This window comes from Acinetobacter sp. C13, assembly GCF_016809775.1.
GTDB classification, from domain to species: Bacteria; Pseudomonadota; Gammaproteobacteria; order Pseudomonadales; family Moraxellaceae; genus Acinetobacter; species Acinetobacter pittii.
Genome location: NZ_JAFBJL010000003.1, coordinates 297,732 through 318,238 on the forward strand (window position 1 = coordinate 297,732; position 20,507 = coordinate 318,238).

18 protein-coding genes are annotated in these 20,507 nt (G+C 40.1%); 17 read left to right on the plus strand and 1 reads right to left on the minus strand.

Annotated elements, in window-relative coordinates:
* The first annotated feature begins 241 nt into the window (after window positions 1–241).
* The 9 genes from JGE69_RS11245 to JGE69_RS11285 all read left to right on the plus strand — a co-directional run bounded on the left by JGE69_RS11245 (window position 242) and on the right by JGE69_RS11285 (window position 9,824).
* Entirely contained in the window at window positions 242–1,243 is a 1,002-nt protein-coding gene (locus JGE69_RS11245; protein WP_199113492.1) for a sulfate ABC transporter substrate-binding protein, read from the plus strand.
* Window positions 1,244–1,474: 231 nt separating this feature from the next.
* Window positions 1,475–2,398: a 16S rRNA (cytosine(1402)-N(4))-methyltransferase RsmH gene (gene rsmH / locus JGE69_RS11250; RefSeq protein ID WP_002116998.1), complete on the plus strand. Its 924-nt coding sequence runs from the start codon at window positions 1,475–1,477 to the stop codon at window positions 2,396–2,398.
* A complete protein-coding gene (gene ftsL, locus JGE69_RS11255; protein ID WP_002116847.1) occupies window positions 2,398–2,730 on the plus strand; it encodes a cell division protein FtsL in 333 nt (110 codons plus the stop codon). Before rsmH ends, ftsL begins: the two co-directional genes overlap by 1 nt.
* 11 nt (window positions 2,731–2,741) lie before the next feature.
* On the plus strand, window positions 2,742–4,574 hold the full coding sequence (gene ftsI / locus JGE69_RS11260) for a penicillin-binding protein PBP3 (protein ID WP_017400506.1): 1,833 nt from the start codon (window positions 2,742–2,744) through the stop codon (window positions 4,572–4,574).
* Window positions 4,575–4,577: 3 nt separating this feature from the next.
* Window positions 4,578–6,077 carry a UDP-N-acetylmuramoyl-L-alanyl-D-glutamate--2,6-diaminopimelate ligase gene (locus JGE69_RS11265; RefSeq protein WP_199113494.1) on the plus strand — a complete coding sequence of 500 codons (1,500 nt, stop codon included), beginning with the start codon at window positions 4,578–4,580 and terminating at the stop codon, window positions 6,075–6,077.
* 8 nt (window positions 6,078–6,085) lie between these two features.
* Window positions 6,086–7,486 (plus strand): UDP-N-acetylmuramoyl-tripeptide--D-alanyl-D-alanine ligase, encoded by a 1,401-nt coding sequence (locus tag JGE69_RS11270; protein WP_199113496.1) that lies wholly within the window; start codon window positions 6,086–6,088, stop codon window positions 7,484–7,486.
* Window positions 7,487–8,605, plus strand: a complete 1,119-nt coding sequence (gene mraY, locus JGE69_RS11275; RefSeq protein WP_002116751.1) for a phospho-N-acetylmuramoyl-pentapeptide-transferase — start codon at window positions 7,487–7,489, stop codon at window positions 8,603–8,605.
* A gap of 59 nt (window positions 8,606–8,664) precedes the next feature.
* Window positions 8,665–8,997 carry a hypothetical protein gene (locus tag JGE69_RS11280; RefSeq protein WP_002116981.1) on the plus strand — a complete coding sequence of 111 codons (333 nt, stop codon included), beginning with the start codon at window positions 8,665–8,667 and terminating at the stop codon, window positions 8,995–8,997.
* 2 nt (window positions 8,998–8,999) lie between these two features.
* Window positions 9,000–9,824: a putative RNA methyltransferase gene (locus JGE69_RS11285; RefSeq protein ID WP_199113498.1), complete on the plus strand. Its 825-nt coding sequence runs from the start codon at window positions 9,000–9,002 to the stop codon at window positions 9,822–9,824.
* Between the two features lie 54 nt (window positions 9,825–9,878).
* Here JGE69_RS11285 and ponA read toward each other — a convergent pair whose 3' ends face one another.
* On the minus strand, window positions 9,879–12,440 hold the full coding sequence (ponA, locus tag JGE69_RS11290; RefSeq protein ID WP_174722935.1) for a penicillin-binding protein PBP1a: 2,562 nt from the start codon (window positions 12,438–12,440) through the stop codon (window positions 9,879–9,881).
* A gap of 161 nt (window positions 12,441–12,601) precedes the next feature.
* On the opposite strand from ponA, the gene JGE69_RS11295 reads away from it, so the two are divergent.
* From JGE69_RS11295 to JGE69_RS11330, 8 genes are all read left to right on the plus strand, one after another.
* Entirely contained in the window at window positions 12,602–13,660 is a 1,059-nt protein-coding gene (locus JGE69_RS11295; protein WP_199113500.1) for a pilus assembly protein PilM, read from the plus strand.
* Entirely contained in the window at window positions 13,660–14,301 is a 642-nt protein-coding gene (locus JGE69_RS11300; protein WP_199113502.1) for a PilN domain-containing protein, read from the plus strand. The genes JGE69_RS11295 and JGE69_RS11300 overlap by 1 nt, the downstream gene beginning before the upstream one ends.
* Window positions 14,298–15,050 carry a type 4a pilus biogenesis protein PilO gene (locus JGE69_RS11305; protein ID WP_060464993.1) on the plus strand — a complete coding sequence of 251 codons (753 nt, stop codon included), beginning with the start codon at window positions 14,298–14,300 and terminating at the stop codon, window positions 15,048–15,050. Before JGE69_RS11300 ends, JGE69_RS11305 begins: the two co-directional genes overlap by 4 nt.
* Before the next feature lie 10 nt (window positions 15,051–15,060).
* Window positions 15,061–15,588, plus strand: a complete 528-nt coding sequence (locus JGE69_RS11310) for a pilus assembly protein PilP (RefSeq protein WP_002116864.1) — start codon at window positions 15,061–15,063, stop codon at window positions 15,586–15,588.
* A gap of 62 nt (window positions 15,589–15,650) precedes the next feature.
* Window positions 15,651–17,777, plus strand: coding sequence for a type IV pilus secretin PilQ (pilQ, locus tag JGE69_RS11315; RefSeq protein WP_199113504.1), 2,127 nt, complete (start codon window positions 15,651–15,653; stop codon window positions 17,775–17,777).
* Between the two features lie 11 nt (window positions 17,778–17,788).
* Window positions 17,789–18,358 carry a shikimate kinase AroK gene (aroK, locus tag JGE69_RS11320; protein WP_002116987.1) on the plus strand — a complete coding sequence of 190 codons (570 nt, stop codon included), beginning with the start codon at window positions 17,789–17,791 and terminating at the stop codon, window positions 18,356–18,358.
* Window positions 18,359–18,386: 28 nt separating this feature from the next.
* Entirely contained in the window at window positions 18,387–19,469 is a 1,083-nt protein-coding gene (gene aroB / locus JGE69_RS11325) for a 3-dehydroquinate synthase (RefSeq protein WP_044103315.1), read from the plus strand.
* 16 nt (window positions 19,470–19,485) lie between these two features.
* Window positions 19,486–20,355 carry a hypothetical protein gene (locus JGE69_RS11330; protein WP_069124518.1) on the plus strand — a complete coding sequence of 290 codons (870 nt, stop codon included), beginning with the start codon at window positions 19,486–19,488 and terminating at the stop codon, window positions 20,353–20,355.
* Window positions 20,356–20,507 lie beyond the last annotated feature (152 nt).

Genomic DNA, 20,507 nt, shown 5'->3' on the forward strand with positions numbered 1-20,507 from the left:
TCAAATGTAGACCCTATGTATCCTTTACGCTTCATTATTTAACAAATTAATGTGTAGATAAAGTGAAGGTCTAAAATAAGTTGTAAGAATAATTACAAAATTTTTCAAAAATGAAATAATTAAGACATTCTAAGCTATATATCTAAAAAAGATTAATAAAAAAGATATAAATATAAGTAATTGATTGTAAAAAATAAAATTAAAAATATAGTTAAACTAAAACGAATGATGGATTTTGTAAATGAAAAAAATATCAATAATAGCTGTCGCTTTATATGTGGGAATAACGACAACAGCGGCTCAAGCAGCGACCTCTTTTTTAAATGTTTCTTATGATCCGACTCGAGAGTTCTATCAAGAATATAACCAAGCATTTGGTAAATTTTGGAAACAGCGAACAGGGCAAGACGTTGAATTTAAACAGTCACATGGTGGATCTGGCAAACAAGCCCGCGCGGTAGCCACGGGACTTGAAGCTGATGTAGTAACGTTAGCATTAGCGAATGATATTGATGAGATTGTGAAAGCTGGGTTTATTCAGCCGAACTGGCAAAAAGAATTCCCAAATAATTCTGCCCCCTATACGTCAACTGTCGTGTTTCTAGTACGAAAAGGTAACCCGAAAAATATACGCGACTGGAATGATTTAACAAAACCAGGTGTGGAAATTATCACCCCTAACCCTAAAACAGGTGGTGCACCGCGTTGGATTTATCTCTCTGCGTGGGGATATGCTTTAAAACAGCCAGGTGGAAATGATGCTAAGGCTCGAGAGTTGGTGAAAAAGCTTTATCACAATGTGAAAGTTCTAGATTCTGGAGCCCGTGGTTCACTTACGACATTTGCCGAACGTGGCATTGGTGATGTTTTGTTGTCTTGGGAAAATGAAGCTTTGTTGGCGACGAAAGGACCTGATAAGGATAAATATCAAATTGTTTATCCATCAGTTTCAATTTTGGCCGAACCATCTGTCGCGATTGTAGATAAAACCGTAGATAAAGATGGAAACCGAACCTTGGCAAAAGGTTATCTGAACTTTTTATATTCACCTTTAGGCCAAGAATTAGCTGCTAAACATTATTTCCGACCGCGTAATGCTCAAGTGGCTGCGAAATATGCAGCGCAATTTCCAAAAATTAAATTATTTACCATTAATGATGTGTTCGGTGGCTGGGCTAAAGCTCAGAAAACTCACTTTGCAAACGGTGCTATTTTTGATCAAATTTATGATGGCAAGCAGTAAATAAAATGATCTAAAAACAATAGTCCAAAAAGAAAACTTAGAAGTTAAATATTCATAAAGAAAGCAAGCAAACTTAAAAAAGTAAGCTTGCTTTCTTTTTTTGCTTAAAAAATGCTAACAAAACGGTTTTATCTATGAAAAATTAATATTTTCCTACAAAAAGCCGTTTGGCGTTGGTCATAAACAAGGTGATAATGTGCAGTTACATTTTTACGCAATGATTTAACACCTATGTCGCATATTTCTGTCTTACTTTTTGAGACCGTTGAGAGCTTATTGGCAGATCGCACAACAGGGGTGTATATCGATGCAACCTTCGGACGAGGTGGGCATACACGTTTATTGCTCTCGAAACTTGATGAAAATGCACGAGTATATGCATTTGATAAAGACCCTCAAGCTTTGGAAGTTGCAGCTGCTTTGGCGCAAGAAGACCCGAGATTTACCATTATTCATGCCAGTTTTGCTGATATTAAAGAAAAAATGCAGGAAATTGGTGTGATGAGTGTTGATGGCATTATGGCTGACTTAGGGGTGTCATCTCCTCAACTCGACCAAGCTGAACGTGGTTTCAGTTTTATGCAGGATGGTCCTCTAGACATGCGAATGGATAATTCTAAGGGATTAACCGCAGCTGAGTGGTTACTTGAAATTGAAGAAGAACAATTAGCAAATATTATTTATCAATATGGCGAAGAACGTTATAGTCGGCGTATTGCAAAAGCGATTAAACAAGCTGGAAAACTGGATACGACAGCCCAATTGGCAGAACTTGTTAAAACGGCTCATCCAAAATGGGAAAAACATAAGCATCCAGCAACACGTACATTTCAGGCAATTCGTATTGCTATTAATAAAGAACTAGATGATATTGAAGTATTTTTACCACAAGCTGTAGACTTGCTAAAACCAAAAGGACGTTTGTCTGTGATTAGCTTTCATTCTCTTGAAGATCGTTTAATCAAACAATTTATTCAAAAAGAATCGACTTTGGCAGAAGATATTGGCTGGGGAATGCCTCAGCAACAGGTAGATACAAGAAGGTTAAAGAAAATTTCACGGGTTCGTGCGAGTGAAGAAGAAGTAAAAGCGAACCCACGTTCACGTAGTGCATGGCTTCGGGTTGCTGAACGCTTGGAACAAAAAGGCGCGTAATGAAAAGCAGTGATGAAATTGAAACCACCGAAAATAAAGTGGTGAAAAAAGTTGTGGCATACACCGTATTAGTGGCGCTTGTTTTTATCAGTGCCATGATGGTGGTATTTCAAGTATTTGAATATCGTCATGATTATAGAGAGCTTAGCTCTTATATGCGTGAACGTGATGATCTCAATGCTGAATGGGGGCGTTTGCTTATTGAGCAACAAACCTTTGGTGCAACAGCACAGATTGGTACGCGTGCTGTAACTCAACTACGCATGTTTTCGCCACCTGCTGCAGAAACGGTGGTAATTTCTTTACCGATGACCTCAGAGCAAAATAAGTAAGGCCTTGCTGTATGGTAGATAAGCGAATAAAGCAAACACGGAAAAAACAGCAGTCTATTTCGGAAAAACCAACTCTTGCCTTCGATATGTGGCGGTTTTATCTGCTCTGGGCAACAGTACTGCTCTGTTTTGTTGTATTAATTGCACGTGCATTTTATGTGCAAGTGATTAATAAAGACTTTTTACAAAACAAGGCCAATGCCAATATTTTGCGTACGGAACGTATTGAGGCAATGCGTGGGGTTATTAGCGACCGTCATGGTGTGCCTTTGGCCATTAGTACGCCTATTATGAAAATTGTCATTGATCCACGTGATTACTTTGATACCAAGCATTTATATGACGAAATTACAGCCGAATTAAAAAAAGATCCAAATAATCGTAAGTTAAAACGACAATTACCAGATAAAAACTTAAACCTTGATGAGTTGGCGGATGTGGTTGGTTTAGATCGTGCAGATCTAAAAAAACAGATGAATGCGCGCCCACGTTCTCGTTATTTGGTTTTGAAAAAAGAAGTGCCGCCACAGCAGGCAGATCTCATTACAAAGGGTAACTTCCAAGGCGTTTATGCTGAGAAAACATATAAACGTTATTATCCTCAACCGCAGCCAAATGCTCAGATTATTGGTTTAACCAATAGTGAAGGCCAAGGGATTGAAGGCTTGGAAATGCAGTTGAATAAACAACTGTCTGGGGTAGATGGCGAACAAAAAATTATTCGTGATAAACGTGGTAACCGCTTAAAAGTTTCTGAGGTTATTCGTGAAGGTGAGCCAGGCGAAAACATCACTTTAAGTATCGACTCTCGTTTGCAATATATTATGTACCGTGAGTTGACTGCTGCTGGTGTTGCAAATAACGCCCGTTCGGCGACAGCAATTGCTGTAGATGTTAAAACAGGCGAAATTCTGGCTATGACCAGTTGGCCATCTTATAACCCGAATGATAAAAACGGTTTATCTAATAAAGATGCCATGCGTAACCGCGGTGCGATTGATATGTTCGAGCCGGGTTCTACTATGAAGCCTTTTACAGTTTCTGCTGCACTCGAAACTGGACAATATACGCCAAATACGATTGTCAACACTTCGCCAGGTTCAATGCGTTTAGGCTGGCATACTATTCGTGATACGCATAACTATGGTGCTTTGACTGTTAGTGGCGTAATTATTAAGTCATCAAACGTGGGTTCGGCAAAAATTGCGTTGTCACTTCCTAAGGAAACATTGCCAAGCTTCTTTAACCGTGCTGGCTTTGGTAAGCGTTCTGCTGTGAAGTTCCCTGGTGAAAGCTCTGGTTTAGTACTTCCTGTAAGCAAGTTAAACTCTTCCCAAATTGGTACCATGGCTTACGGTTATGGTCTAAATGCAACTATTCTTCAGTTGGCGCAAGGCTATGCAATGCTTGCAAACCATGGGGTAAAAATGCCTCTAAGTTTGCATAAACTCGACCAAGCTCCTAAAGGTGAGCAAGTTCTTGCTCCAAAAATTGCTGATCAGGTTTTGCTTATGCTTGAGCAGGTGACGATGCCGGGCGGTACTGCAAAGCAAGCTAATATTCCAGGTTATCGCGTTGGTGGTAAAACAGGTACAGCTCATAAACTTCGTGCAGACCGTAAAGGTTATTCAAATAATGAATACCGTGCTTTATTTGCAGGTGTAGCTCCGATTAGTGATCCTCGTTTAGCGGTTATTGTAGTTGTTGAAAATCCACAAGGCCGTTATTACGGTGGTTTGGTTGCGGCCCCTGTTTTTGCACGCATTATGCAAGAATCATTGCGCTTAATGAATGTGCCGCTTGATAAGCCCCTTGATACTCCAGAAAATCCTATTCGCAGGTAAGCTATGTCTGTTTCTTTCCAAGAAATTAATTCAGTCGAGATCGATGCACAGTGGTCTAAACAGCCTTTTCAAGGCTTTAGTTTAGACAGCCGTAAGGTTGCGTCAGGCCAGATCTTTATCGCTTTGACCAGTTATAGCCAACCTGAAAAAACACGCGCTTTTGCTGAGTCAGCTTTAGCTAATGGTGCACTTGCCATTATTAGCGAGACTGAGTTGGGCGTAGCAAATGAGTGGGTGTGTTCTGATGTGCGTCAACGTATGGGTGAATGGCAAGAACGTTATTTACAGCATATAGATCCCGTAGTACCAGTGCGTATTATTGCAGTGACTGGTACAAATGGTAAAACCACAATTTCGCGTCTAGTGGCTGAATTAATTAGCTCTCAACAACAGCGCTGTGCTGTGATGGGCACTACAGGCAATGGTATTTTACCAGACTTAACACCATCAACTCACACTACGCTTGATGCTTTACAACTGCAAAATGCATTGCATGATTATGCAAAACAAGGTGCGACTTTTGCTTCTTTAGAGGCAAGTTCACATGGTTTGGAACAAGGTCGTTTAAATGGTTGTGCGATTGAGATTGCTGTTTATAGCAATTTGAGTCGTGACCATCTGGATTACCATGGCACTTTAGAGGCTTATGCAGAAGCGAAGGCTCTTTTATTCCGTTTTAGCTCTTTAAAAGTAGCTGTTATTAATTTAGATGATGAGCATGCTGCTCTCATGATCAATGCAGCAAAGCAAAATCCTGCTCAACCGAAAATTTTAACGTATTCACTTACTCAAAATACTGCTGATTATTATATTACTGACCTGAGTTACAGTTTAGTAGGGGCGACATTTAATTTAGTGAGCCCGCAAGGTTCTTTTGCTGTGCAGAGTCCATTGTTAGGGCATTTTAATGTCGAAAACTTGGTTGCAGCTCTTATTGCTACTGAGCAAGCAAGTTTTGATTTAAAAGCGCTAGTAGCTTTCGTTCCTGAGCTGATTGGTGCCCCAGGTCGAATGCAGGTTATTCGTGATGGTGAGCGTTTATTTGTTGTTGATTATGCGCATACACCAGATGCATTAATTCAAGTGCTTAAAACATTAAAACGTCATGTTTCGAATCAACTTTGGGCTGTATTTGGGTGTGGCGGGGACCGTGATCGCGGTAAGCGCCCATTAATGACTCAAGCAGCTTTAGACGGCGCAAATCCAGTTATTTTGACGTCGGATAACCCAAGAACAGAAGACCCTGAACAAATTTTTGCTGACATGAAGCAAGGAATCGATTTTTCAGGGCACCGTATGCATGAAATTCATGACCGCCGTGAAGCAATTAAATTTGTTGCACAGCAGGCTCAGGCTGGTGATATTGTTGTGATTGCCGGTAAAGGACATGAAAATTATCAAGAAATTAATGGCGTACGTCACTGGTTTGATGATGTTGTTGAAGTGCGTTCTGCGATTGATGCACAACATCACACTGTAGACGCTGCTTACCCTGCACAATAGGACAAATTATGCATACTTCAACCACCAGTACCGTGCCTTTGGAACCGTGGACAGCTCAACAATTACAACAGGCAACACAGGGCTACTGGCATAAAGACCAAATCCCTCAAACTGAAATTAAACGTATTTTGACGGACTCTCGTCATGCGGAAACTGGGGATGCCTTTTTAGCACTAAAAGGTGAGCGTTTCGATGCGCATGATTTCGTTGCGCAAGTTGCTGCAAATGGTTGTCAAATAGCTATTGTTGAACGTCCGCTAGATGTAGATATTGCGCAACTCGTTGTTGCCGATACCCGATTGGCTTTAGGGCAACTCGGCGCTTATCGCCGTGAGCAAAACTCACAATTAAAGGTGATTGCCTTAACTGGAAGTAGTGGTAAAACTACAACCAAAGAAATGCTGGGAAGTATATTGTCGCGCTTAGCACCGACACTAATCACCCGAGGCAATTTAAATAATGACCTTGGTGTACCAATGATGTTGCTAGAGCTTCGCAAAGAACATCAATATGCGGTGATGGAGTTGGGTGCAAGCCATCAAGGCGAGATTGATTACACATCAAAACTCGTTCAGCCTCATGTTGCCGGCATATTAAATATTGGTACAGCTCATTTAGGCGAATTTGGTGGCCGTGAAGGTATTTGCCGCGCAAAATCAGAAATTTATCGTCATATTTTACCAAATGGTGTTGCAATTGTGCCGCAACAAGATGACTTCACTGCCGAAATTCTTGATGCTGCAAAAGCTCATCGTATTTCTACATTTGGTGTAGGAGGCGATGTCTATGCAACAGATGTGGAATTATTGCCTCAATCAACGAATTTTAGCCTTCATACACCACAAGGTAGCAGTGCAGTTAAGCTTCCTTTTGCGGGTGAGCATAATGTTCAAAATGCGACCGCAGCTGTAGCTTTTGCTTTAGCAATTGGTATTGGACTAGAAGATATTGTCCAAGGACTAGAGCAAGCTCAGGGAGCGAAAGGTCGTCTTAACTTTATTCAAAAGTCACCTTACTTATTTATTGATGATACCTACAATGCCAATCCGAACTCTATGCGCGCTGCTGCACAAGTGTTGTTGCAGCAACAAGGCGTAAAAGTGATGGTTATGGGGGATATTGGTGAGTTAGGTGATAGCAGTTGGCAAGAGCACCATGATTTAGGTCGTGATCTTGCCGAACTCCCTTTAGATCATATTATTGCAGTTGGACAGTTCGCTCCAGCTGCTCTCGAGGGTGCAGACTCTCATTCTAATAAAGTGAAAGCATTTCAGACACAAGCTGAGGCGCTTCCATTTTTAATCAATCTAATCCAAACACATCAACCCCAGTCCATGAGTTTCCTGTTTAAAGGTTCTCGCTTTACTCATATGGAAACGTTGATGGCTGATTTGATGGAGAAACTTTAAATGCTGTTATGGTTGTTTGAACAACTTGCGGGCTATCACAGCTCGTTTCAGGTCGTTCGTTATTTAACATTACGTTCTTTACTCAGTGTATTAACTTCACTGACCATTGGTCTGGTCCTTGGGCCGATCATGATTCGTAAATTACAAGCGTTAAAATACGGTCAGGCAGTAAGTTCGTTTGCTCCTGAAAATCATGCTAAAAAAATGGGTACACCAACGATGGGCGGAATTTTAATTCTGCTTTCAATTGGTATTAGTACTTTACTATGGGCTGATTTATCTAACCCTTATGTCTGGATTGTGCTTGGTGTAATGGTTGTATTCGGTGCTGTAGGCTGGGCAGATGACTGGATTAAAATTCGCTATAAAGACAATGCAGGTTTACCCGCACGTAAGAAGTTTTTCTGGACTTCTGTTGCATCGCTGGGTGCTGGTATTGCGTTATATTTAATTGCAACTCAACAGTCCAATGCAGAACATACGGCAAACATGCTGGATTTATTGATTCCATTCTTTAAGAATCTTTCAATTCCACTCTCAATTGTTCCTTTAGGTTTGGCATTTATTGTATTTACCTATCTGGTGATTAATGGTGCTTCTAACGCTGTTAACTTAACAGATGGTTTAGATGGCTTGGCAATTATGCCGGTTGTCATGGTGGCTACAGGTTTGGGCGTATTTGCTTACTTGTCTGGTGACATCCGTTTCGCTAACTATTTACATATTCCATATGTGAAATATACCTCTGAACTCGTAGTAATCTGTTCTGCCATGATTGGTGCAGGTTTGGCATTCCTTTGGTATAACGCGCATCCTGCTCAAGTATTTATGGGTGATGTCGGTGCTTTAGCTTTAGGTGCGATGCTTGGAACAATTGCGGTTATGGTTCGTCAAGAAATCGTATTTGCAATTATGGGTGGTGTATTTGTAATGGAGGCAGTATCTGTATTCTTACAAATCGGCTCCTTACGTATGCGTAATAAACGTGTGTTCTTAATGGCGCCGCTGCATCATCACTATGAAAAGCAGGGCTGGAAAGAAACGCAAGTTGTGATCCGTTTTTGGATTATTACAATTATATTAGTAGTTTTAGGTCTAATGACTTTAAAATTGCGATAGATCTTATTTTAGTGTCAATATAAAGCCAGTTCTACTGGCTTTTTTTATTGGAGAGGTGAATGACAAAAGTTGCTGGTCTAGACCAATTATCTGTGATTAATCAAAAAGTAGTTGGAGAGGGCGAAGTATTACCTCAAGTTGTACTTAAAGATGGAAGTCAGGTGCAAACAGGAACTGTAGCGACAATGTTGCACAATATTGAATTATATAATGCTGGGCAAAGAGGACAAATTGAGGAAGAGCTAAAGATCGCAATTCCAACGTTAGTCAAAGTAGGTCTGTTTGATTTGTTTCAGGTAGATGAATGGATTAATGGTACAAATGCAGGTCGCACCTTTGTTGGACTACACGCAAAGACTTATTTACAACAAAAAGAACAAGAGAATAATTAAACGTGGCTAAGCAAATTTTAATGTGTCCTGTGTGTCGTCAGTCTCTGAATTTAACTGAACGAACTTGGCGATGTGAGCAAGGACATAGTTATGATGTAGCTAAACAAGGCTATGTCAATTTACATGTGGTGCAACATAAACATAGTAAAAACCCAGGGGATACACCCGAGTCAGTAGATGCACGACGAGCTTTTTTGCAAGGTGGTTATTATCAGCCTTTACAGCAAGCTGTAGTCGCTTTATTAAAGCAACTAGATGTAAAGTCAATACTCGATATTGGATGTGGTGAGGGCTACTATACAAGTGCTATGCAGCAAGTCGTTGAGCAGTGTGTTGGAGTTGATATTGCAAAAAACGCGGTACAACGTGCGGCAAAGCTCAACACTGAAGTAACTTGGGTGGTGGGAACAGGAGCAACTTTACCTGTATTGGATCGGAGTATGGATGCTTGCACCAGTTTATTTAGCCCAATTCCGCAAGCAGAAATTGCGCGTGTTTTAAAAGATGAGGGCTATTTAATTGTTGTCACGCCTGCTTCTGAACATTTGTATGCCATGCGTGAGGCTTTATTTGAGCAAGTTAATCCTCACACACCAGAAAAGTTTGTAGAGCAACTACAAAATTTGTTTGAGTTAAAGCAAGAGCAAATTATTGATGCGCCTTTTGTGCTTGATCAACAAGCCCTAAAGAATCTGATTGCTATGACACCTTATGCTTATAAAGCCTCTCCTGAGCGTCGTTTGCGGTTAGAGCAGCAATTGCAATTAGAAGTAACGGCATCATTTCAAATTTATATCTTTCAGAAGCGCAATAAAAAAGCCATATAACGATCTATTTTAAGAGCGCAAAAAAGAAGCCATCTGATGATGGCTTCTTTTTTGCTATTCAATCTGATTAATCAGATTTTCTAATTCATCTTTTTCTCGCTTAGGAGCGGACTCCTGTGAAGGTCTCATGGCAGGAGGTGCAGCTTTTGACGGAATAACAATTTCTTCACCTGGTAAATCGGAAAAGTCATTGTCATTGCTTAATTTTGGTTGTGGCGGTGCTGGTCGATAGAGCGGACGTGCTAGTGGTGGAGCCGCACGATAAGTTTTCTTATCAGCTACTTCAGTTACAGTTTCTTGTTGGTCACGTGAAATAGGACCTTTAGCATCTTTATCTAAACGGACCCAAGCTGCTGGCGTACCTTGCAATGCTTGACCCATAAAGTTAATCCAGATCGGCAATGCGGCAATACCACCATATTCACGACGGCCAAGCGTAGTCGGTTGGTCAAATCCAACCCATGCTACAGTCACTAACTTGCCGTTGAAGCCTGCAAACCATGCATCTTTTGCATCATTCGTAGTACCTGTTTTACCACCTAAATCACTACGGCCAATTTTAAGTGCAGCACGACCTGTACCATGCTCAATTACATCACGTAAGATGTTCGCCATATCATAAGCAGAGCTTGATTTTAAAATACGTTGAGCTTGGCGATATTGACTGTTATTTTTGTCAGTCTGTTTAAGATTAAGCTGCTTAGCTGCGTTTTCTTTCTGTTCTATGTTTTTATTCGTAACCTCAATGACTTCATCATCAGTCGTTTTAGGTTTTTGCTCTTCATCCGTTGTATCAGGTGCATTAATACATGGAATACACGCGTATTCTGGTTTAGCTTCATAAATGACTTTGCCGTAAGCATCTTCAATACGTTGAATGAAATGCGGTTGAACACGGTAGCCACCGTTTGCAAACGTTGCATAACCAGTTGCCATTTGAATTGGTAATACTTGAGGAGTACCTAAGGCAATGGTGTAGTTGCGTGGAATTTGATCTTCCTGTAAACCGAAATCCATAAATAATTGGCGAGTACGTTCAATCCCTACAGTTTGTAGAAGTCTTACTGATACGGTATTACGAGACAAATATAAAGCACGACGTAATGGGATCATACCTAAGTAACGCCCATCAGAGTTTCGCGGTGTCCATTTGCCAATCGTAATAGGGCTATCATTCACCATGCTATACGGGGTCATACCTCTTTCTAATGCTAAAGCATAGAGGAATGGCTTGATAGTAGAACCCGGTTGGCGCCAGCCTTGTAAGGCACGGTTAAATTTTGATTGGTAGAAGTTATAGCCACCTACAATTGCTTCAATTGAGCCATCATTTGGGTTAATTGCAATGAGTTGACCTTGAACTTTAGGAACCTGAACTAAAGACCATGCGGTTTTATTATCATTTGGGCGTAAACGAACAATATCTTTAACTTTAACAATTTGAGATGCACGTGAAGGAGCGCCACCTACGCTATTTGCATTGCGATAGGGACGTGCCCATGACATGCCTGACCATTGAACCGTAACGGTTGAGCCATCTTGCATTAATGCTTCAAAAGAGCTGCTATTTACCTTAGTAACTTGTGCAGGATAGGTGTTGGCATATGCTCTAAATTCAGTTAACGGTTTGTCATGTGCTTCTGCACCACGCCAGCCATGACGACGGTCATAAGCTTCAAGGCCATCTTGCACAGCTTTTTCTGCAATCGCTTGGCGTTTAGCATTAATTGTTGTGTAGACTTTATAACCAGAATCAATGGCTTGTTCGCCAAAATGCTTTACAAGTTCTGAACGAACCATTTCCCCAGCATAGGGATGAATATTATTTAAATCCCGATTGGGCATATTTAAATTGATCGGCTCTGCAACTGCTTTTTGATATTCTGCTTGAGAAATATAACCCAGCTGTAACATACGGCCTAAAATCCAGTTGCGTCGTTCGAGTGCGCGCTCAGGATTAACTACAGGGTTATATTTAGAAGGTGCTTTTGGCAAACCTGCAATCATTGCCATTTGAGCAATGCTGAGCTCATTAATGCTTTTGTTATAATAAATTTTAGCTGCTGCCGCGATACCATACGCATTTTTCCCTAAGAAGATTTTATTCACATAGAGACTGAGAATTTCTTCTTTAGACAAATTTTGCTCAATTTTTCGAGCCAAAAAGATTTCGGTTATTTTACGTTTTAGAGTTCTTTCTGGACTCAAATAATAGTTCTTTGCAACTTGCATGGTGATCGTTGAACCACCAGTTTGCACATCTGAACCCGTCACACTTTCGCTCAAAGCACGACCTAAACCTTTAAAACTGATCCCGCTATGTTCAAAGAAAGAAGAGTCTTCTGCTGCTAAAAATGCATGAATAAAAGCAGGGGGAATTTGTTTGTATTCAACCGGAATAGAAAGCTTACCACCGTACTCAGCAATCAGTTGATTGTCTGAGGTGTAGACCTGTAATGGTTTTAAAAGGGGAGCTTTTTTTAGTGAACTCATTTCTGGAAGCGATGGGGCGATATAGAGATACATGCCATAAAAGCCCATCGGAAGTGAGACTAAGATAATAATAATGATCAAAAAAATTGGACGCACGAAGCCCAAACTGGATAGCTTTTTCATGATAAGTAAGCTTTAATAAGATCGAATACAAACTAATTGTGGTCAGTATAGCCTTTAGACATGCGGATTGTTAGATGAGATATTGTATCCGTGTAAAAATAAAGACCTAGATTATTGGTTTGTAATTTTTTTTGGGGATAAAAAAATAATAGGACAATAGTGTGCTCAGGTTATATCGTAAACCAAATAAGGGGTTAATGGGCGTCGATATTAGTTCGACTTCTGTTAAGTTGTTAGAGCTCTCTGTTAAGAACGGTAAATATTGGGTAGAAAGCTATGCTTTAACGCCTTTACCTGAGAACAGTGTAGTTGAAAAAAATATCTTGAATCCAGAAGCAGTTGCAGAAGCTTTGGAACGGGCGATGAATTTAGCAAATCCCCATACCACTAACGCTGCAATTGCTGTTCCAACATCGACGGTTATTCATAAAACCATCGAAATGGATGCAGATATGAACGATGATGAACGTGAAGTTCAGATTCGATTAGATGCGGAGCAATATATACCGTTCCCTTTAGATGAGGTGAGCCTTGATTTTGAGGTTTTACCAGATCGACTGCCAAATCCAAATCGTGTGAATGTACTTTTAGTCGCAACACGAACAGAAAATGTTGAAACACGCGTAGAAGTACTGGAACTGGTTGATTTAATGCCTAAGCTAGCCGATGTTGAAAGTTATGCTGTTGAGCGTGCTTTTAGTGTGTTTGCTGATAGCTTGCCCATGGGTGCAAATACCATTGGTATTTTAGATATTGGCCATACCATGACCACATTGTCGGTTATGCAAAATGGCAAAATCATTTATACCCGTGAACAAGTCTTTGGCGGTAAACAGCTTACTTTGGAAATTCAAAGCCGTTATGGTTTGTCATTAGAAGAAGCGGGACGCGCTAAAAAAGAACGTTCTTTGCCAGATGATTATGACATCGAAATCTTGGAACCATTTTTAGATGCTGTGGTTCAGCAAGCTGCTAGATCTCTACAATTTTTCTTCTCTTCATCCCAATTCAATGAAATTGACCATATTTTGCTAGCGGGTGGCAATGCCAACATTCCAGGGCTTGCTAAATTGTTGCAGCAGAAACTCGGTTACCGAGTCACTATTGCCAATCCATTTTTACAAATGGGTTTCTCTCCTCAAGTCGACGTTCAAAAAATTGAAAATGATGCTTCTTCATTAATGGTGGCATGTGGCTTGGCTTTAAGGAGTTTTGATTAATGGCAACAATTAATTTACTCCCTTGGCGTGATGGGCTTAGGGAGCAGCGTAAAAAACAATTTATTATTTTATGTTTTGGGGTCGTTGTTTTTGGGATAACCACTGTATTTGCAGGGTGGTTTTATTTGAATCAAAAATTAGATGATCAAGAACAAGCAAATCAGCTCATCATCAGTACAAACCAGAATCTAGATCAACAACTTAAAACCTTAAATGGCTTGCAAGAACAGCGGGACGCAATTATTGAGCGTATGAAGCTCATTCAAGGTTTGCAAAGCCAACGTCCGGTCGTTGTGCGTTTGGTGGATGAATTAGTACGTGTGACTCCGGCAGCCATGTATTTGACTAAATTCAGCCGAACCGGAGATAAATTTACGATTGAAGGTAAAGCGGAAAGTCCAAATACAGTTGCAGAATTATTACGTAATCTCGAAGCATCACCATGGTATCGCAACGCTTTTATGAGCTCTTTCTTGGCGACCGAAGAGAAAAAAGATAAAGCTGTCAGTTCTTTGCTTCCTAGAGTTGAAGATAGCTATGGCAGTTTTGTTGTTACTGTTGATGTAGGGGAAATGGGGGTGACTACAACAGATGATACCGCCAATACTTCTGTTGGTACGGATAAGGAGGTGGTAAAATGAGTCCTGATGAACTTCATGAGCTATCTTTAGAACAAGCTCCATCTAAGAAAAAAAAGATCACCTTAGAAAAATTTCTTCAGCAATTTAACACGCTCGATATGAACAGTTATGGCAGCTGGCCATTATCTGTGAAAATTACGTGTTGGATTTTTATTTTCTTTGCTGTATTGGCTTTGGGGTATTTTGTTGCTATTCAGCCAAAGCTACAAGCAATTGATAATGCTCAAGCACAAGAAAGTAATTTATTAAATGAGTTTCGAGAAAAAGACTCAAAATTACGCAACTTGCAGCAATACCAGCTTCAACTTCAAGAGATGCAAGCCAACTTCAATCAGCAGTTAGAACAATTGCCAAAAGAAACCGAAATTCCAAGTTTAGTTGAAGATATTAACTTAACGGGGGTGAATTCTGGTCTGAAGTTTAAAAATATCCGCTTAGAAGATGAAGTGAAGCAGGAAATTTTTATTGAACAGCCTATTACGATCGAAGCAACTGGGGATTATCACGCTTTCGGTGCTTTTGTTAGCAGTATTGCGGCATTACCACGTATTGTGACGATGCATGATTTTATTGTTGAAGCTGCTCCTGTTAAGGATGGTAAATCAGATATTCCTGTGCTTAATTATTCTATCAAAGCAAAAACTTATCGCTATATGGGTGCTGTAGAAAATCCTGAACATCAGGAAAAAAATGCTTCGGCTTCCTCGGTAGCACCTGATTCTTCTACTGCTAACACACAGCCGAAATAGAGGAATTACGATGAAACTTAAACAATTTTCTCTTTCTATTTTGGCATGTTTAGCTTTAGCTGGATGCGACTCTAGAATCGACGCCGTAAATCAGCAAATGGCCGATATACGTAATCAGCCACCACAAGCCATAGAACCCGCGCCTGTTTTTACGCCTGTACCACAGTTTAATTATGCAGCCCATCAGTTAAAGAGCCCATTTTTACCAAGCTCACTTGCTGCTGAGCTCAAAATTATGGCGGGGAAACGAGTATATCCGAATTTCTCACGAGCACCACAGCCACTCGAAAGCTATGCATTAGAGTCCTTAAATATGAAAGGAAGTATGCGTAACAGCCGTGGGCAAGTCATGGCTCTGATCCAAACACCTGATCAACAAATTGAGCGAGTGCAGGTAGGGAACTATATCGGGATGAATCAAGGTCGGATTACCCATATTGGTCCTACTCAGATTGATTTGGTGGAGATTGTCCCTGATGGGCGAGAAGGTTATGTGGAGAGACCAAGAACCTTAGTGTTAATTGGACCTGCGCCCTAAAATTTAGGGAATAACAAAGAAAAAATTATTTTTAAAGATTATTTATTGGGGATGGTTAGACAATGAATCACGTATTCCGTCAGTTTTCGATGGGGGCTATAGCGATTGCAATTACGCAAGTTGCATCTGCACAGGTCAGCATGACCAATATTGTACCGACGCAAATAGCGGGCCAAGGTACAGAAATTCGAGTTATGTTTAATGGCTTGCCGCCACAACCGCAAGCATATCAACTTGAAAATCCTTCACGTTTGGTTTTAGATTTTAATAAAGCGCAGCTGAATTTAACCCAATCAAAAGTAGCGATTGGAACGGATGAAGCGAGTTCGGTCGATATAAGCTCTGATGATCAGCGTTCACGTTTAACTGTAAATTTGAAAGAGGCAGGTGCTTTTACAACTCGTATTGAAGGCAACACTTTTATTTTAAAGATTAATTCTGCGCAAGCTGTAGCTAAACCTGTAGCAATAAGTGCGGCACAACCCCAAGGCGTTTCAAATATCGGCTTCCAACGCGGTAGTCAAGGGGAAGGTCTTATCGTTATTGACCTATTGGGAAGTAACACTCCTGTTGATGTGCAGCAACAAGGTAGCAAAGTTGTAGTAAGAACTTTAGGTTCTAAAATTCCTACTCATTTAGCTAAACGCTTAAATGTAAATGATTTTGCAACGCCTGTTTCGACCATTGAATCATATAATGATAAAGGCAATGGTATTATTACGATTCAATCTACTGGTAGCTATGAATATATGGCTTATCAGGCGGAAAATAAATTAACAATTAGTCTAAAACGTCCTCAAGATAAAAGTGTAAACACTTCATCTAAACCATCTAATTATTCTGGTAATAAGCTTTCTCTTGATTTTCAGGATATTGAAGTTCGTAGGGTTCTACAGTTACTTGCAGATTTCACTGGTATTAATATGGTGGCTGCCGATAGTGTTCAGGGTAATATTACTTTGCGGTTAAAAGATGTTCCGTGGGATCAGGCACTTGATATTATTTTAAAAACTAAAAATCTGGATAAACGTAGAAATGGTAATGTTATTTGGGTTGCTCCAGTTGCAGAGTTGATTAAAGCCGAAGATGATGAAGCAAAAGCTTTAGCGCAAACGATTAAGTTAGCACCGATCCAAACCGATTATATTCATTTGAGTTATGCCAAAGCCATCGATTTACTTAAGTTAATCGAGGATTCTCGTGACGGGAAGGGGGCAGTTGCGAATCGTACTGCAAACTCGGATTCTCTTGCGTTGGAGAGCTTGCTAAGTTCACGCGGTAGTGCTGTGGCTGATACACGGACTAATACTTTAATTATTAATGATACAGCTCAAAACATTGATAAAATCCGTAAAATGATTGATTTACTTGATGTACAAGTGAAGCAGGTTATGGTTGAGGCGCGTATTGTAAGAGCCTCTACTTCTTTTACCAAAGAGCTTGGCGTCAAATGGGGAATATTATCGCAAGGGATTACCAACAATAATAATTTATTAGTTGGTGGTAGCGAAACAACCTTATGGAATTTACGCGAGCCCAAAAAAGATGATACTACCGGTGGTTATAAATATACGATTGAACGTCCAGATAATTTAAATGTCGATTTAGGGGTTTCTAATCCAGCTGGAAGTATTGCCTTTGGCTTGATTAGTATGTCTGATTTTATGCTTGATCTCGAACTTTCTGCATTGCAAGCCGATGGCTATGGTGAAGTTATTTCCACACCTAAAGTCATGACCGCAGATAAGCAATCTGCAAAAGTCGCTACTGGCCAGCAAGTTCCTTATCTGATGACGACTACTTCTGGTGCGGGTTCCACAGCAACTACTTCATTTAAAGATGCGCTCCTAAGCTTAGATGTTACTCCGAGCATTACACCTGATGGTAAAATTCAAATGAAATTGGATATTTCAAAGGATTCTGTAGCTGGTGAAGCACCTAATGGTGAATTAATTTTAAATAAGAATAATATTAATACCAATGTACTTGTTAATAATGGTGAGACAGTCATTTTAGGAGGGGTGTTTGAGCAGACGACTTCTAATTCACAAACCAAGGTTCCTTTCTTTGGAGACATTCCTGTGGTTGGGCGTTTGTTTAGAAAAGATGTGAAATCTGATGATAAGCAAGAGTTACTGATTTTCGTTACGCCACGAATTGTTAATGACACTTTGGTGAGAAATCATTAATATATTTTTTAATGAAAGCAATTGAAATAGGTGGCGCCTTGCCAAGCAAAGCGTTTGAAACCCTGCCAAATATTTATTTGGTAGGGCCCATGGGGGCAGGAAAAACAACCGTTGGACGTCATTTAGCCGAACTATTAGGGCGTGAATTTTTAGATAGTGATCATGAAATTGAACGCAAAACAGGTGCCACTATTCCCTGGATTTTTGAGAAAGAAGGGGAGTTTGGATTTCGTACTCGTGAAACCGTAGTGTTAAATGAGTTGACTTCCCGTAAAGCCTTAGTGTTGGCGACAGGCGGAGGTGCAATTACTCAAGCACCCAACCGCGAATTTCTAAAGCAACGTGGTATTGTTGTTTATCTTTACACTCCTGTAGAACTACAATTACAACGAACTTACCGCGATAAAAATAGACCTCTATTACAAGTTGAAAACCCTGAACAAAAATTACGTGATTTGTTAAAAATACGTGATCCTTTATATCGTGAAGTTGCGCATTACACGATTGAAACCAATCAGGGTGCTGCTCGTGATCTTGCTCAAAAGATTTTGCAACTTATTTTGTCCAACCCGCTAAAATAGCCAAACTTACTTGTGGTTTTATAAACTCATGCAAACTTTACATGTTGAATTAGGCGAACGCCGTTATCCTATTTTTATTGGCAGTCAACTTGATCCTAAGCAGTTGCTTGAGCCTTATATTCATGGTCAACAGGTCATGATCGTGAGTAACGAAACGGTCGCTCCTTTATATTTATCTCATTATCAAGAAGCTTTAAAAAGTTTAGGTAAAACTGTAGCGACTTGTATTTTGCCAGATGGTGAGAAATATAAGGATATTCAACATCTAAATTTAATTTTTGATGCTTTACTTGAAGCTGGTTTTAATCGTGATTGTACGGTTTTAGCTTTGGGTGGTGGTGTTATTGGGGATATGGCTGGTTTTGCGTCAGCATGTTTCCAACGTGGTGTTTACTTTGTTCAGGTTCCGACTACACTTCTTTCACAAGTAGACTCAAGTGTGGGTGGTAAAACGGGGATTAATCATCCTCTTGGTAAGAACATGTTGGGCGCATTTCAGCAACCTCAAGTTGTTTTGGCTGATATGGCTCAACTCGATACTTTACCAGATCGAGAATTATCTGCTGGATTATCAGAAGTCATTAAATATGCCTTGTTGGGTGACGCTGATTTTCTTGTTTGGTTAGAGCAGAATATGGATGGGTTAATTGGGCGAGATGCTGAACTTTTAGCAGAAGCTGTTTATCGTTCATGTGCTCATAAAGCACGAATTGTTGCCAACGATGAAAAAGAGCAAGGCGAACGAGCTTTACTCAACTTGGGTCATACTTTCGGTCATGCGATTGAATCTTACCTTGGCTATGGCACTTGGTTGCATGGTGAAGCAGTAGCGACAGGCATGGTGATGGCGGCTGATTTATCACAACGTTTAGGTTGGATTTCAAGCGATGATGTAGAGCGTACAAAAAAAATTATTCAACGCGCTAATTTGCCGATATCATGTCCAAAAATTCCATTGGATGAATTCCTTGGATATATGGCGCATGATAAAAAAGTTCTCAATGGTCAATTACGTTTAGTGCTGTTAAAGCAACTTGGGCAAGCAGTAATTACTAAAGACTTTGATGTTGAACTCATGAAACAAGCTATTTTGGCAAATCAACACGGATAATAAATTAAGGTAACACATGACTGTATCACGTACACTTTGGCAGAATGTTCAACAATATATCTGGTTGGTGGGTGGTATCGTCTGCTTGTTGCTCGCTTTTATTTTTTGGGTAATGACCGATAGTAAAAAGCTGGTTGAAGTTGAAAAATCAGCTGATTCGGATGCGCCAGTGCAAATTCAGCCAGAGAAGGTGGCAACAACGGCTAATTTAGGGGCTTTAGCTGATGAAGTTAGACCTCTTGATTTAACAACCCGTACGGTTGCCTCTGGTCAGCATGAGGCAGAGTTCCGCGGTACAAAATTTATTAATGAAAACAAGAAACAATGGACGCTTGAGCTTTTCCGTGCGTCTGATGAAGATATTATTAAAAACTTTTTAAAAAATCGTCCAGAACGGAATAAATTTATCTACTTCCGTTTAAGCGGAGATAAACAATCTGAACAATATGTTTTGACATATGGTGTATTTAAACGTTCTGAAGATGCAATTCAGCAGTTAACCCAACTTAATCTTGATTTACCTGAATCAATTAAACCCCAACCGCAACAATTTTCGACCTATGCGCCATTAGTCAATGATTTAGGTGCGGATGAAATGAAAGGTGGTATTAGCCAAACTTATGAAGTGCGGTTACGTCCAGCTGCTCTACCTAAAATTGATGAGTCCTTGCTCATAGGGGGCGGCGTGGCTACACAACCTAAAGTGACGGCTCCAGCCACAAACTCTACAACTCGTACAACCATTATTCGTCGAGATGCTGAGGGGAATGTTGTGGATGTACATCAGTCTAATTCGGCAGTTGATGTGGCTAAAAAGGCTCAACAGAATCGTACAACAGAACCTTCATTAAAAAATGCAACAAATGAGGGCACAAGAGGTAATTAATTATAAGGATGTATCGCACAAATATGGTGCAATAATAATGGTTATATATAATTTTTGATCACCTGTGGTGCATATTTAGTCATTTATTAAAATGATAACGCGAATAAAATCGATCTATTTTCAATAATTATAAATACTTAATTGCAAAAAAT